Below are 14,423 nucleotides of genomic sequence, written 5' to 3'. Positions count from 1 at the left end.
AACCCCGCCATAATGCCGGACCACGACCCGCCTACGTCCGCTTCGCCAGCCGCATCGCGACCGTATAAATCGCGGCGCCCGCCACCGCCCCGATTAGCCATCCGAAATTGTTGTCGGGCAGCACGTGCAGAAGCTGCGTGCACAGCTCCCATCCGATCGAAATCGCGCCCGACAGCACGAGCGCCGCCAGCCCGACGCGATTCCACCCGCCGTCGTAGTAAAAGCGCCCTTCGCGCGCCATCGTATAGAGCTGCGCGGTCTCCACCTTCTGGCGCTTCACGAGATAGAAGTCCGCCATCATCACGCCGTACAGCGGCGCGAGCACCGCCCCGAACACGCTCACGAACACCGTGATCGCCTTCGGGCTGTCGACGAAAATCCACGGGCAAACGAGCACGGCGAGTATCGATGCGATCAGGCCGCCTTTCTTGAAGTCCACGTGCTTCGCGAACAGATTGGCGATGTCGTAGGCCGGCGAGACGAAATTGGCGACGATATTGATGCCCATGGTCGCGACGATGAAGGTCAGGCTGCCGAGCACGACGGCCACCTTGTTCTGAATCTTCCCGACGATGGCAACCGGGTCCATGATCATCGAGCCGAACACGTGCGCGCTGCCCGACGTCACGATCACGGTGATGATCGCGAACACGACGAAGTTGACCGGCAGGCCGAGGAAGTTGCCGACCTTCATCTGCGGCTCGCTTTTCGCAAAGCGCGAGAAATCGCCGAAATTCAGCAGCAGGGCCGCGAAATAGCTGATCACGAGCAGGATCGCGTTGCCCATGCTGGCCATTTGCTCGCCGCCCGAGAGCACTTTGCCGCCGAGCGTGAGGCTCAAGCTGCCGAGCCCCGCCTGCGACAAGATCCACGCCATCAGCACGAACATCACGACGTACACGGCCGGGCCGCAGAAGTCGATGAAGCGGCGGATCGTTTCCATCCCGCGCTGGAAGATGAAGAGCTGGAAGATCCACATGAACAGGAAGCTGAACCAGCCGAGGCCGTCGAGCCGCAGGAAGGTCACGTCGCGCCACGCGGCGACGGATGGCACGAACAGAAGCAGCAGCGTGGCGACCGCCTTCGACGCGAAATAAGTCTGCACGCCATACCAGACGATGCCGACCACGCCGCGGATGATCGCCGCGAGGTTCGCGCCCATCACACCCATGCTGACGCGAGCCATCACCGGAAACGGAATGCCGTGCTCGAAGCTCGGCTTGCCGACCCAGTTCATCAACACGTAGACGACCAGAATGCCGATCGTCAACGCGAGCAGCACTTGCCAGCCTGAGATGCCGAGCAGGAACAGGCTCGCGGCGAACGTATAGCCGCCCACGCTGTGCACGTCCGACATCCACATGGCGAAGATGCTGTAGCTCGTCCACGTGCGCTTGTTGCGCGGCACGGGCGCGAGATCGCGGTTGAAGAGACGCTCGTCGGAGCCGGCAATCGTGCCGTCCGGACCGTAGGGCGAATGGCTTTCGACGGAAGGCGATGCGGACATGACACCCCTTTGCGGATGGTTGGTGGGCAAAGCGGGAAGCGGAAAACGGATTGACGGCGTTGCGCATCCCGGCGCGAATCTGCCGCCGGGTTCAGATGGGCTGTTAAAAAGCCTACTCTGGTTTTTTTTATTTCGCCACTGAGAGGCGGACGGATCGATGCGCGCGATGTCCCGCGGTTTCCTTTACGCGCAGCAACACGAACAGGCTCATGATGGCGCCGCCGGCGAGCAGATACGCGGGCATGAGCAGGTCGCCGGTCTTGCCGATCAGCGCAGTCGCGATATAGGGCGTGACGCCGCCGCCGAGAATCGCACCGAAGTTGAAGCTGAACGCCATGCCCGTGTAGCGCACGCGCGTGGGGAACTGCTCCGCGTAGGTCGGATAGCCGACGGACTGCACGATGGGCATCGGCAGCGCGACGATCACCATCGCGAGAAACGCGAGGCCGATATTCTGATGGTTCATCAGCTTCATCATCGGGAACACGAGCGCGGCATAGGCGACGAACCCGGCTGCGAGCACCGTGCGGCGGCCGAGCCGGTCCGACAGCGCGCCGAAGAAGGGCATCGTCACGGCCATCGTGAGGCTCACGAACGCCATGATCCAGAACACGGTCGTCTTGTCGTACTTCAGGTAGGTGGTCAGGTAGAGGTTCATGAACACGAAACCAACCCAGTAGCCCATGTTCTGTCCGAGCGAGAGCAGGAACACCTTGACCAGCGCGGGCACGTGCGCATCGAGCACTTCCTTGAGAGGCGCTTTCGGCGGCTCGCTCTCGCGCAGGCTTCGCGCGAAGGCAAGCGATTCGTCGATGCGCCGGCGTACCGTGGCCGAAATCGCGACCATCGGAATGGCCATGAGGAACGGCACACGCCAGCCCCAATCGTGCAATTGCTGGGCGCTCAACGCGCCGGTCGTGATGCCGCACACGGACGCGGCCAGCGCGCCGCCCACCGCGACGCCGACCGGCGTGAACGCGCCGTAGAAGCCGCGCCGGCCGGCGGGCACCGATTCGGCAACATAGGCCGCCGCGCCGGTCACTTCGCCGCCGGCAAAGAAGCCTTGCGCGAGACGGATCGCGAGCAGCAGGAGCGGCGCGGCGATGCCCGCTGTGGCCGCCACGGGCAGCACGCCGACTGCGCCCGTCGCGATACCCATGCCGATCACGGTGACGAGCAGCACCGCCTTGCGGCCATAGCGGTCGCCGAGCCAGCCGAGCACGATGCCGCCGACCGGCCGCATCAGGAACGCGCTGCCGAACACCGCGAGGATCGCGAGCAGCGACGCCGTGGCGTTGCCGCCGGGAAAGAACAGCGGCCCGATGACAGCGGCCATGTAGCCGTAGACACCGAATTCGTAGTACTCGATCGCGCTTCCGGCGGCAGCGGCTGCTGCCGCTTTGCGTGCGAGCATTGTCGCGACATGCGGCGGCGTGTCGGCCTCCGGCGTGAACAGGGTGGCGGGGACGTTGGACATTGGGCGAGGCTCCGGATCTAGAGGCGGTAGTCGAAGGGTGGCTACCAGGTCAAAATGCGCTCGACATACACAAACTACAGTGCTCAAAATTCGTTCAATAATATTGTTCGTATAACTAACAATATGATGAATGTGGCGGTCTGATTCGGCATGTTGCAAAAAGGTGCGCGCCGCGCGGTGCTGCTAAACGCCGAAGCGCGTTTCGACTTTCGCGAAGGCTCGTTCCTGCTGCGCCAATAAGCGCTGAGCCTCGTCGAGGCCGATCATTTCGAAACGCACCGATTCGCCGGGCATGGTCTGGGCAAGGCGCGGCAGATCGACGGCACACACATGAGCGATCTTCGGATAGCCGCCCGTCGTTTGACGGTCCGCCATCAGCACGATCGGTTGCCCGTCGGACGGCACCTGGATCGTGCCGAAGCCGACGGCTTCCGACATCATCTGCCGCGCCGTACCCAGCGCCAGGGGCTCGCCTTCAAGGCGATAGCCCATGCGGTCCGATTGCGCGCCAATTCGATACGGCGTGTTGGCGAATGCGCATTGCGCGTCGGCGGAGAACAGCGGCCATTCGCGGCCCGCGATGACGCGCAGCGGGGCGCCGGGTGCTCCAATCACGTCATTGGGAAACGTGGGCATGCTCGCGGCGCTCGGCGGCGCCGCGTTCGACGCGCCGCGCTCGCGCACGGCGATCACATCCCCCTTGCGCAGCGGCCTGCCGCGATGTCCGCCATAGCCGCCGCGCACGAACGTGCTGCAACTGCCCATGACCGGCTCGAGCGCGAATCCGCCGCGCACGGCCAGATACGCGCGCACGCCGCTGCGCCGCTGGCCGAAGCTGAGTTCGGTGCCGGTTGGTAAAGGCACCGCTTCGTTGAGCGGCACGGCCTCGCCGTCGGCCATCGGCTCGAGGTCCGCGCCGCACAGCGCGATGGTCACGTCCGCAAGCATTCGCAGCGTCGGCCCGATCAGCGTGATTTCGAGCGTCGCGTCGCCGGGATCGTTGCCGGCGAGCAGGTTCGCGAGACGGTGCGCGCGCTCGTCCATCACGCCGTTGACCGGGATGCCGAATTGCTGATAGCCGGTCCGGCCGAGATCCTGAAACGTCGTGAGCGCACCGGGCTTGAGCACTTCGATGGACATCACGGCGCTCCTTCGACGGCCTGCGCCGCAAACAGCAGGACATCGAATTGCGCGACATCGACCGGCACGAAGCGCACGCGGTCGCCCGCCTTGAGCAGGCACGGCTGCCCGCGATGCGGTTCGAACATGTCGAAAGGCGTTCTGCCGATCAGGTTCCAGCCGCCCGGCAGGCTCATCGGATAGATCACCGATTGGCGGTTCGCGAGCCCGATCGAGCCCGCCGGCACAGACGTGCGCGGCGTGGATCGCCGCGGCGGCGCCAGCCGCGCATCGAAGCGGCCGATATAAGGGTGGCCGGGCGCGAAGCCGAGCATCATCACGTCGACGGGCTCGGCGCAGTGCAGCTCGATGACTTCGGCAGGCGTGAGCCCGCATGCCGCGGCAACGTCCTCGAGATCGGGCCCGTAGTCGCCGCCGTAGCAAACGGGGATCTCGAGCACGTTCGCCCGGTGCTCGTGCTCGCACTCGAGGTTCGACAGCATCGCGGCGAGCGCGTCGGCTAGCGCGGTGCAGGGCGACGCCTTGCTGTTCGACGACGCCACCGCGTAAGGCCGGTAATGCACGCCCAGCGTGGTGAGCGCGGGGACGATTTCAGTGACGCCCGGCAGCGCGGCGCCGCGCAAGCGGAGCGCCGCGGCGCGCACGCTGCGATTCGCGGCGGCCGGATCGATCGCGTCGAACTCGACGATCAAGCAGCAGTCGCCGGACGGCACGATGCGCCAGGCCGAGGCCGGCTCGATCTCGATGCGCGCCGGGCTACGGGCGTTCATCGCAACTTACTTCGCAAACAGCGACGCGATATCGGCGAATGCCTTGATCTCGAGCGCGTTGCCCGACGGATCGAGGAAGAACATCGTCGCTTGCTCGCCGACTTCGCCTTTGAAGCGGATATGCGGCTCGATGATGAACGCGACGCCCGCGGCGGTCAGCTTGTCTGCGGCGGCTTGCCATTCTTCCATCGGCAGAACGACGCCGAAGTGGCGGACCGGCACCGCGTCGCCGTCGACGGCGCTCGTCTTGCGGTGGCCCGCTTCCTCGGGCGCGAGGTGCGCGACGATCTGGTGGCCGTAGAAGTTGAAGTCGACCCAGTCGTCGGCGCTGCGTCCTTCCGGGCAGCCGAGCAGGTCGCCGTAGAACTCGCGCGCGGCGGCGATGCTGTGAACCGGAAAGGCAAGGTGAAACGGGGGAATGACTGCGGTCGTCGTGCTCATGTTGGGCCCATGGTTGGAGAGAAAGCCTCGCACGGTGCGGCGCTGCTAGCGTGTCGCGGCGCTTCCCGCGCGGCGTGGTGTGACGCGGTTACCTGATAAAACCGAGTCTAGTGATGACAAAAATCAATGAAAAACGATATCTTTTCGCTGTGAGCAACAAAATTTTCGATCAATCCAAGCGATGGTGCGAGAGCTGAAAACCTTTCTGGCGGTCGTGCGCTACGGCACGTTTGCGAGCGCGGGCGCGCATATCGGCCTGACGCAATCGGCCGTCAGCGCCCAGATCCAGCGGCTCGAGGACGACCTCGGCTTCCCGCTGTTCGACCGGACCGGCCGTTCCGCGATGCTCAACGCCGCAGGCCGGCAGACGGTCGAGGTCGCCGAAGAGTTGTTGTCGGTCTATGGAAAGCTCGCGGGACGAGGCGGCACGGCCGAGCGTTTCGGCGTGTTGCGCGTCGGGGCGATCGCGTCGGCACAAACGTCGTTTCTCGTGCCGGCCATCGCGCGGTTCCGGCGCGAGGCGCCCGGCTGGCGCGTGCGCGTGATTCCCGGCGTGTCGCTCAATCTGCTCGCGCAGGTCGACGCGGGCGAACTCGATGCCGCCGTGATGATCAAGCCGCCGTTCGCGATGCCGGCCGAGCTGAAATGGAGCACGCTGCTTGCCGAGCCTTTCGTGCTGCTCGCGCCGCGCGAAGCGGCTGAGCGTCCCTGGCGCGAGCTGCTGCGCTCGGAGCCGTTTGTCCGCTACGACCGGAATTCATTTGGCGGACGCCTAGTCGACCGTTTCCTGCGCAAAGCGCGCTTGACGGTGCACGAGGCGGTCGAGCTGGACGAGTTGCAGGGCATCGTCGGGCTCGTTGCGCATGGTGCGGGCGTCGCGATCGTGCCGCAATCGTCCGCGTTGCAGATACCGGATACGGTGGCAACGATCGCGCTCGGCGAAGCGGGCTTCCACCGCGAGATCGGTCTCGTCGAACGCAAGAGCCAGGGCCAGCAGGCCGCGACCGCTAGATTTGCGGCGTGTCTTTGCGACCTTAGCCGCTCGCAATGAGCACCGCCCCTGTCGTGGCGAGTGCTCCGCACCAGAGCCAGTCGAAATTGATCCAGCCGCGTCGAAGCACGCCGAGTCCCAGATACTCGTAGGCGACGAGCGCGATCGCCCCGGTCGTGACGAGCGTTACCACGGTGTGAGCGACGGTGAATTGCAGCGGCACGAGCAAGCCGGCGGCGCTTGCCGTGCCGGAGGCGCCGCACAGCGGCAGCACGACGGGCATCAGCATCAGCCCGGCGCCATGCAGCGTGGCCATGACCGCCGACCACGCGGCGAGCCCCGCGAATCCCGCCGTCATGCCGACGCGCACGCGATGCCGATGCCCATACAGATGCTGATAAACGGCCCAGCCGATCAACAGCGCGCCGAGCAGCAGATGGAGCGGCAGCGCTGTCGATAGGCTGGGCCACGAGCCGAGCGCGGCGGCGGAGGTCGTGAAGAGCAGAATCGCCGCGGCATGCCCGAGCGCGATGGGCGGAAGCGCCATCAACACCGCGGCGCGGCTGCCGCGCTGCATGCCGAGCGCGGTTGCGAAGAGCCAGCCCATCGCCGGATTGACGCCATGAAACACGCCGCTGCCGACGATGGCGGCCCACGTCGTCGCGGAGGCTTGGAAGAGGCTGTCCATGTCCGTGATGCTTGATCTTTCGTCAGCGTTCGTCCGTAACTTAGGGATAGCAATACGAATCGGACGACGCGTCGCCGCCTTCGAGGCGGATCTGATGCGGCCGGTGCGTCTCGGGCCATTCGATGAAGAATTTTTCGTCGAACGACAATCCGCCCGAAGGCGACGTATCGAGCTTCACCATCCAGCCATCGACGCCGTCGGGATAGAACTGCTCGTCGATCGCGCCGTATAGCGAGTTCGTGAAGTAGACGCGGCTGCCGTCGCGGCTCACCTCGACCATTTGCGGGCCGCCGTTGAGCCGGCGTCCGTCCGCTTTCGGATGCGTCGCGCGCGCCGCGATGCCGCCGATCCGCACGCTGCCCGTGAGCTTCGGCGAGTGCGGATCGGAGACGTCGTACTGCTTCAGGTCGCCCGTGCCCCAGCACGACACGTAGAGGAAGCGGTCGTCGAGCGAGAGCGCGATGTCCGTCACGAGCGGCGGCACGGCGCCGAAGCTCTTGAGCATCGGCGGCAGCAAATCGGGATCGGCGGGCTCGGCCGGAATCTCGATGACCTTGCGTGCGGCCCACGTGTCGCCTTCGCGATACCACGTCCAGATCGACGCCGACAGATCCTTCAGGCTGATCACCGAATTGACGAAGCCATAGGCGCGCGTCGGGTTGTGCGCGGGACGCAGCTCGAACACGAGCTGGTTCTCCGCGCCGAAATCGATCACCTGCTTGTGCTTGCGCGAATGCAGATCCCAGAAGTGCAAACGGTGCCCGTATTGGCCGCCAAGCAGCACTTCGGGCACGAGGCCGTTCTCGAACGTCGCGGGCAGGCCCCATTCGCTCGTCACGAGCGTGTCGTAGCCGAGGTGCCACCAGCCGTCGTACGCGAGCTGCTGCGGGCCGCGATCGATTTCCCATTGGCCGCGGATATCGAAAGTCTCGTGATCCATCAGGAAGATGCCGCCCGGGGCCTCGCCCTCGGCGTTCGCGAGCGAGACCACGTAAATGCCCTCAGGGCCGCAATGGACCGTATGCGGGCGCGTGTAGCCGGCGCGCTCGGCGACTTCGGCGGGCTCGAGCACGCGCACGATCTGCGGCCGCCGCGGGTCGGGCTTGGTATCGAGGATGTGGATGCGCGAGGAGCGCAGGCCCGGCACGACGAGATAGCGCCGCTCCGAATGCGGATGCGGCGCGTTCGGGCACAAGCACGAACTGCACGCGTTCCAGCCGAAGTGATGAAGCTCGTCGCCGACATTGGGCATCGATACGCGATTGACGATCGACGCATAGCGCGGCGACGCGGGATCGAGGTCGATCACATCGAGCGCATCGGGCGTTTGCCGCGTGGGGTCGAAGCTCGCCACATAGGCGAGCGTTTCTTTCGGGGCGCCGCCCGCCATGCGTGCGGACGGATAGAACGTAGGGTCTGGCTTCCAGGTTGGCACGGCGATTCTCCTAAATTCTCCTGAACGGCTCGCAGCGAGTTTCTAGTGGCAGTGTCCGAATGGAAACTAGCCAGACAACCAGTTTCCGCAATACGCGGGATATGTCTAACGAATTTATCCGTATGTCGATATTGCGCCGGTTCATTTGCCGCGTTACGGCACCCTTGATGCGCGCCAACGCCAGCAGGGCGCGCTCGCCAACGTAAAAGCATTACCTGCCGAGTAATCGACCCGCGGCGCTCGATCGCCGATCCTTCATCCCAAGCGAATGGCCATCGATGCGAATCGATCGCCTCGCGAACCTCCCAGTCACCCACCGAATGGAGTCTGCGATGAACCCGCATATCGAACTGATCGACCGCTACTTCGAAGCCTGGAACGAACTCGACGCCGCGCATCGCCGCGAGCTGATCGCGTCGACCTGGGCCGCCGATGCGTCCTACGCCGATCCGCTCTTGTCCGGAAACGGCCACGACGGCATCGACGCGATGATCGGCGCCGTGCACGAGCGCTTTCCGCGCCACACGTTCCGCCGCACGACGGACGTCGACGGCTTCGGCAACCGCTTGCGCTTTTCGTGGGAGCTGAGGACACCCGACGGCGACGCGATCGTGAAGGGCTCGGACTTTGGCGTCGTCGACGCGTCGGGGCGGCTTGCGGCTGTCACCGGTTTTCTCGATGCCGCGCCGGGGATGGCGTAAGTCGAAAACTCACCACCGATAGATAAGGAGAACGCGATCATGACCGGGCCCGTCGCCTCCCTCCACACTCGCGCGATGCTTTGGCTCGACGCACTGTCGAGCGCGATCGCCGGATTTGCGCTGCTCGCGGGCGGGCGCCTCTTCGCGTTCGCCGCGCTGGTGTCGCTGCGCTCGCCCGTGCTCGGGGCGGCAGGGCTCGTGCTGCTCGCGCTGGTCGGCTGGGCGCGCTGGTTCTGGCTTTCGCGAGCCGAACTCGCGCCTTTCCCCCGGCAAACGTGTGCCGCGACGCTGTCTAGAAATAATCGTAACGACCGCTTGTTATGATTCTCTCAAGTGATGTAGGATGCCTGCTAACACGCAATCAGCATTTGTTGTGCATCGCACAAAACAGGCCCTATGTCCGACGCTCCAACCCACTCAATCGTCGTGCTGCGTGGCGCTCCGATCGCGCCCTCGGTGCATGGCGCGCGCAATCCCGGCGTGCCGTTCGACGCCTCATGGCTCGACGCGCTGCGCGTCAATCACTCGGCGGTCGAGCGCCGCACCGCCACGCTCGGCACGCGCCGCTCGGTGAAGAAAGATGCGCAGGCGGCGTGGCTCCTGAAGGCCGTCACGTGCATCGATCTCACGACCTTGAACGGCGACGACACGGAAGGCCGCGTGCGGCGTCTGTGCGCCAAAGCGCGCCGGCCCGTGCGCGCCGACATTCTCGATGCGCTCGGCTTCGACCCTGACGCGATCACAACCGGCGCGGTCTGCGTCTATCACCGCTTCGTCGCGGCGGCGGTCGATGCGCTCTCCGGCAGCGGCATCCCGGTTGCGGCGGTGTCCACGGGCTTTCCGGCGGGGCTCATCCCGCATCCGTTCAAGCTCAAGGAGATCGAAGCCTCGGTGGCGGACGGCGCGGAGGAAATCGATATCGTCGTCACGCGCGAACACGTGCTGACCGGCAACTGGCAGGCGCTCTACGACGAAGTGCGCGACTTCCGCGCGGCCTGCGGCGCGGCGCATCTGAAAGCGATTCTCGCGACGGGCGACATTCGCACGCTGTCGAACATCGCGAAGGCGTCGATGGTCTGCATGATGGCGGGCGCCGATTTCATCAAGACCTCGACCGGCAAGGAAGGCGTGAACGCGACGCTCGACGTCTCGCTCGTGATGGTGCGCATGATCCGCGAGTATCGCGAGCGCACCGGCGCGCTCGTGGGCTTCAAGCCGGCGGGCGGCGTCTCGACCGCGAAGTCCGTGCTCGCGTATCAGATCCTCATGAAAGAGGAGCTGGGCCGTCCGTGGCTCGAGCCGGAGTTGTTCCGCATTGGCGCGTCGAGCCTGCTCGCCGACATCGAGCGGCAACTCGAACATCACGTGAGCGGCCGTTACTCCGCTTTCAACCGTCACCCCGTCGCCTGAGCAGAATTCCAATGAGCGTAGCCGAGTATTTTTCTTCGATGGAGTACGGTCCCGCACCGGAGGACGACCAGCCCGCGCGCGCATGGCTCGCGGAGCATGGCGCGTCGTTCGGTCATTTCATCGGCGGCGCGTGGTGCGCGCCGTCTTCGGGTGAACGCTTCGAGACGCGCGCGCCGGCCAGCGGCGACGTGCTGGCGCACGTCGCGCAGGGCGATGCAGCGGATGTGGCTGCGGCGGTCGCCGCCGCGCGCGCCGCTCAGCCGGGCTGGTTCGCGCTCGGCGGCGCAGCGCGCGCGCGGCATCTGTATGCGCTCGCGCGCATGGTGCAGCGACACAGCCGCTTGTTCGCGGTGCTCGAAGCGCTCGACAACGGCAAGCCGATCCGCGAGACGCGCGATATCGATATCCCCTTGGTCGCGCGTCACTTCCTGCATCACGCGGGCTGGGCGCAACTGCAAGAGAGCGAATTCGCCGATTGGTCGCCGCTCGGCGTGATCGGCCAGATCGTGCCGTGGAATTTTCCGTTGCTGATGCTCGCATGGAAGATCGCGCCTGCGATCGCGCTCGGCAATTGCGTCGTGCTGAAGCCCGCTGAATACACGCCGCTCACGGCCTTGCTGTTTGCCGAACTCGCGCATCGCGCCGGCTTGCCCGACGGCGTGCTCAACGTCGTGACGGGCGACGGCCGCACGGGCGCCGCGCTCGTCGATCATCCGGGTGTCGACAAGATCGCGTTCACGGGCTCGACCGAAGTCGGCCGCCATATCCGCAAGGTGACGGCGGGCTCGGGCAAGTCGCTGACGCTCGAACTCGGCGGCAAGTCGCCGTTCATCGTGTTCGACGATGCGGACCTCGACGGCGCGGTGGAAGGCGTCGTCGACGCCATCTGGTTCAACCAGGGGCAGGTGTGCTGCGCGGGCTCGCGGCTACTCGTGCAGGAAGGCATCGAAGCGCGCTTCATCGCGAAGCTCAAGCAGCGCATGGCGACGCTGCGGGTGGGCGCCTCGCTCGACAAGGGCATCGATATCGGCGCGATCGTCGACCCCGTGCAGCTTGCGCGCATCGAAGCGCTCGTCGAGGCGGGCAGGAACGAAGGCTGCTCGATCTGGCAGGCGCGCGAAGTCGCGCTGCCGAACGCGGGATGCTTCTATCCGCCGACGCTGATCACGGACGTGGCGCCCGCTTCGACGCTCGCGCAGGAAGAGATCTTCGGGCCGGTGCTCGTGACGATGAGCTTCCGCACGCCGGACGAAGCGGTCGCGCTCGCGAACAACTCGCGCTATGGCTTGGCTGCAAGCGTGTGGAGCGAGACCATCGGCCGTGCGCTCGATATCGCGCCGCAGCTGGCATGCGGCGTCGTGTGGGTCAACGCGACGAACCTGTTCGATGCGGGCGTCGGCTTCGGCGGCTATCGCGAGTCGGGCTATGGACGTGAAGGCGGGCGCGAGGGCGTCTACGAGTATTTGAAGCCGCACGGCTGGACCATGCCGCTGCGCGCGGCGCGAGTCGTGCGCGAAGGCGGAGCGCCAGCATCGATCGACGGCGTCGATCGCATCGACCGCACCGCCAAGCTCTATATCGGCGGCAAGCAAGTGCGCCCCGACAACGGTTACTCGCGCGCGGTGTACGCACCGGGCGGCGAGTTCGTCGGCGAAGTCAGCGACGGCAGCCGCAAGGACGTGCGCGATGCGGTCGCGGCCGCGCGCAATGCGCAGAAGTGGTCGCAGGCGAGCACGCACAACCGCGCGCAGGTCTTGTACTACCTCGCGGAAAATCTCGCGGCGCGCGCCGACGAGTTCGCGCGGCAACTCGCGCGGCGAGCGGATGTCAGCGTGAACGACGCGCGGGAAGAAGTCGACGCGTCGATCACGCGGCTTTTCAGCTACGCGGCGTGGGCCGACAAGTTCGACGGCGCCGTGCATAGCCCGCCGCTGCGCGGCGTGGCGCTCGCGATGCACGAGCCGCTCGGCGTGATCGGCATCGCGTGCCCGGACGAGGCGCCGCTGCTCGCGTTCGTGTCGCTCGTGGGGCCCGCGCTCGCGCTGGGCAACCGCGTGGTGGTGCTGCCGAGCGAGGCTTGCCCGCTGATGGCGACCGATTTCTATCAGATCGTGGAGACCTCGGACGTGCCGGCGGGCGCGCTCAACATCCTGACCGGTGCGCGTAGCGCCTTGCTGCCGGCGCTCGCGAAGCATGACGACGTGGACGCGCTCTGGTGCTTCGGCCTGGCGGACGAGGCGGCTCTCGTCGAGCGCGAATCGATCGGCAACCTGAAGCGGACGTTCGTCGATCATGGGCGGCGTCTCGATTGGTTCGACCGGTCGAGCGAAGGCTTGGCGTTCTTGCGGCAGGCCGTGCAGGTGAAAAACATTTGGATACCGTACGGCGATTGAACGGGTCGCCGAACGATAGATCGCTGACAAGCACGCCCATTCAATGGAGGAGACAACGTGCTAAAGAATCTAGACCCGCTGTTGAACGCCGATGTGCTCCATGCGCTGCGCGCGATGGGGCACGGCGATGAAGTCGTCATCTGCGACGCGAATTTCCCCGCCGATTCCGTTGCGCGCGCAACGGTGCTCGGCAAGCTGCTGCGTTTGGACGGCGCGGATTCGGCGCGCGCCGTGCGCGCGGTGTTGTCGGTGCTGCCGCTCGATACGTTCGTCGATGCGCCGGCCATGCGGATGGAAGTGGTGGGCGACCCGCATGCCATCCCTGTCGTGCAGCGCGAAGCGCAAGCCGAAGTGAATGCCGCCGAAGGACGCGACGTGCCGTTCGCGTCGATCGAACGCCACGCGTTCTATGCGCGTGCCAAGCAAGCCTACTGTGTGATCGCGACGGGGGAGACGCGCGGCTACGGCTGCTTCGTGTTCACGAAAGGCGTGATTCTCGCGCCGGACGCCCCGAAGGACGCAGGCAAATGAGCCAGGGCCGCGTCGTCATTCTCGGCATCTACGTGACCGACCTCGCGTTTCGCGCGAACCGCATGCCGGTGATCGGCGAGACGATCGCGGGCTCGGCGTTCGCGATGGGGCCGGGCGGCAAGGGCTCGAATCAAGCGGTGGCCGCCGCGCGCGCCGGCGCGGAGGTGGTGTTCTGCACGCGCCTCGGCAACGACGCGTTCGGCGAGATCGCGCAAAAGACCTGGGCGGCTGAAGGCATCACCGCGCGCGCGACCGTGCTCGACGACGTCGCAACCGGCGCGGCTCACATCTTCGTCGACGACAACACGGGCATGAACGCGATCATCGTCGCGTCGGGCGCGGCGGGCACGATGAGCGCCGCCGATGTCGACGCGATCGAAGCCGACATCGCCGCCGCGCAAGTCTTCGTCACGCAGCTCGAGCAGCCGGTCGCCGCCGCGCGGCGCGGCCTCGAAGTGGCGCGCGAGCACGGCGTGACGACGGTGTTCAACCCGGCCCCCGCGATGCCGCTGCCCGACGATATCTTCCCGCTCTGCGACTACGTCACCCCGAACGAAACCGAAGCCGCCGCGCTGACGGGCATCGAGATCCGCAACGCCGACGACGCGCGCCGCGCGGCCGACATCCTGCTCGACAAAGGCGCGGGCGCGGTGATCGTCACGCTGGGGGAGGCCGGCGCGCTGCTGCATTCGCGCTCGCAATCGGTGCTCGTGCCGGCGTTCCAATGCGGCCCGGTCGTCGAGACGGCGGGCGCGGGCGACGGCTTCACGGGCGGTTTTGCGGCCGCGCTCGCGCGTGGCGAGGACCCTGTCGCCGCGATGCGCTTCGGCTGCGCGCTCGCGGGCCTCTCCGTGACGCGCCCGGGCACGGCGCCGTCGATGCCGGGTTTGAGCGAAGTGAACGAAGTGCTCAACGGCACGCTGATGAGCCGTTGAAAAA

14 protein-coding genes are annotated in these 14,423 nt (G+C 66.2%); 7 read left to right on the top strand and 7 right to left on the bottom strand.

What is annotated here, in order from left to right; translation table 11 throughout:
- Positions 1 to 31: 31 nt before the first annotated feature.
- From FAZ95_RS32915 to FAZ95_RS32895, 5 genes are all read right to left on the bottom strand, one after another.
- Positions 32 to 1,507 carry an NCS1 family nucleobase:cation symporter-1 gene (locus FAZ95_RS32915; RefSeq protein WP_137336578.1) on the bottom strand — a complete coding sequence of 492 codons (1,476 nt, stop codon included), beginning with the start codon at positions 1,505 to 1,507 and terminating at the stop codon, positions 32 to 34.
- A gap of 127 nt (positions 1,508 to 1,634) precedes the next feature.
- Positions 1,635 to 2,984, bottom strand: a complete 1,350-nt coding sequence (locus FAZ95_RS32910; RefSeq protein WP_137336577.1) for an MFS transporter — start codon at positions 2,982 to 2,984, stop codon at positions 1,635 to 1,637.
- A 183-nt stretch (positions 2,985 to 3,167) separates the two neighbouring features.
- On the bottom strand, positions 3,168 to 4,124 hold the full coding sequence (locus FAZ95_RS32905) for a 5-oxoprolinase subunit C family protein (RefSeq protein WP_137336576.1): 957 nt from the start codon (positions 4,122 to 4,124) through the stop codon (positions 3,168 to 3,170).
- On the bottom strand, positions 4,124 to 4,894 hold the full coding sequence (gene pxpB / locus FAZ95_RS32900) for a 5-oxoprolinase subunit PxpB (RefSeq protein WP_137336575.1): 771 nt from the start codon (positions 4,892 to 4,894) through the stop codon (positions 4,124 to 4,126). Before pxpB ends, FAZ95_RS32905 begins: the two co-directional genes overlap by 1 nt.
- A 6-nt stretch (positions 4,895 to 4,900) precedes the next feature.
- Complete coding sequence (locus FAZ95_RS32895; RefSeq protein WP_137336574.1) at positions 4,901 to 5,335, bottom strand: VOC family protein; 435 nt, start codon at positions 5,333 to 5,335, stop codon at positions 4,901 to 4,903.
- A 181-nt stretch (positions 5,336 to 5,516) separates the two neighbouring features.
- Here FAZ95_RS32895 and FAZ95_RS32890 point away from each other — a divergent pair, with 181 nt between their 5' ends.
- Complete coding sequence (locus tag FAZ95_RS32890) at positions 5,517 to 6,386, top strand: LysR family transcriptional regulator (protein WP_137336573.1); 870 nt, start codon at positions 5,517 to 5,519, stop codon at positions 6,384 to 6,386.
- Here the strand turns inward: FAZ95_RS32890 and FAZ95_RS32885 are convergent.
- Both FAZ95_RS32885 and FAZ95_RS32880 read right to left on the bottom strand, forming a co-directional pair.
- Complete coding sequence (locus tag FAZ95_RS32885; RefSeq protein WP_137336572.1) at positions 6,370 to 7,014, bottom strand: hypothetical protein; 645 nt, start codon at positions 7,012 to 7,014, stop codon at positions 6,370 to 6,372. The genes FAZ95_RS32890 and FAZ95_RS32885 overlap by 17 nt on opposite strands.
- Before the next feature lie 40 nt (positions 7,015 to 7,054).
- Positions 7,055 to 8,449 (bottom strand): selenium-binding family protein, encoded by a 1,395-nt coding sequence (locus FAZ95_RS32880; RefSeq protein WP_137336571.1) that lies wholly within the window; start codon positions 8,447 to 8,449, stop codon positions 7,055 to 7,057.
- Between the two features lie 332 nt (positions 8,450 to 8,781).
- Here FAZ95_RS32880 and FAZ95_RS32875 point away from each other — a divergent pair, with 332 nt between their 5' ends.
- From FAZ95_RS32875 to rbsK, 6 genes are all read left to right on the top strand, one after another.
- Positions 8,782 to 9,150 (top strand): nuclear transport factor 2 family protein, encoded by a 369-nt coding sequence (locus FAZ95_RS32875; protein ID WP_137336570.1) that lies wholly within the window; start codon positions 8,782 to 8,784, stop codon positions 9,148 to 9,150.
- A gap of 39 nt (positions 9,151 to 9,189) precedes the next feature.
- Positions 9,190 to 9,474 carry a hypothetical protein gene (locus FAZ95_RS32870; protein ID WP_254700049.1) on the top strand — a complete coding sequence of 95 codons (285 nt, stop codon included), beginning with the start codon at positions 9,190 to 9,192 and terminating at the stop codon, positions 9,472 to 9,474.
- A 72-nt stretch (positions 9,475 to 9,546) separates the two neighbouring features.
- A complete protein-coding gene (gene deoC, locus FAZ95_RS32865; protein ID WP_137336569.1) occupies positions 9,547 to 10,560 on the top strand; it encodes a deoxyribose-phosphate aldolase in 1,014 nt (337 codons plus the stop codon).
- 11 nt (positions 10,561 to 10,571) lie between these two features.
- A complete protein-coding gene (locus FAZ95_RS32860) occupies positions 10,572 to 12,953 on the top strand; it encodes an aldehyde dehydrogenase family protein (RefSeq protein ID WP_137336568.1) in 2,382 nt (793 codons plus the stop codon).
- A gap of 57 nt (positions 12,954 to 13,010) precedes the next feature.
- Positions 13,011 to 13,484 carry an RbsD/FucU family protein gene (locus FAZ95_RS32855; RefSeq protein ID WP_137336567.1) on the top strand — a complete coding sequence of 158 codons (474 nt, stop codon included), beginning with the start codon at positions 13,011 to 13,013 and terminating at the stop codon, positions 13,482 to 13,484.
- Positions 13,481 to 14,419: a ribokinase gene (gene rbsK / locus FAZ95_RS32850; protein ID WP_137336566.1), complete on the top strand. Its 939-nt coding sequence runs from the start codon at positions 13,481 to 13,483 to the stop codon at positions 14,417 to 14,419. Before FAZ95_RS32855 ends, rbsK begins: the two co-directional genes overlap by 4 nt.
- The last annotated feature ends 4 nt before the right edge of the window (positions 14,420 to 14,423 follow it).

The sequence above is a fragment of the Trinickia violacea genome (assembly GCF_005280735.1).
In the GTDB taxonomy this organism is placed as follows: domain Bacteria; phylum Pseudomonadota; class Gammaproteobacteria; order Burkholderiales; family Burkholderiaceae; genus Trinickia_A; species Trinickia_A violacea.
Note: the sequence above shows the minus strand (reverse complement) of the source record. Positions and strands in the feature narration are given on the sequence as shown.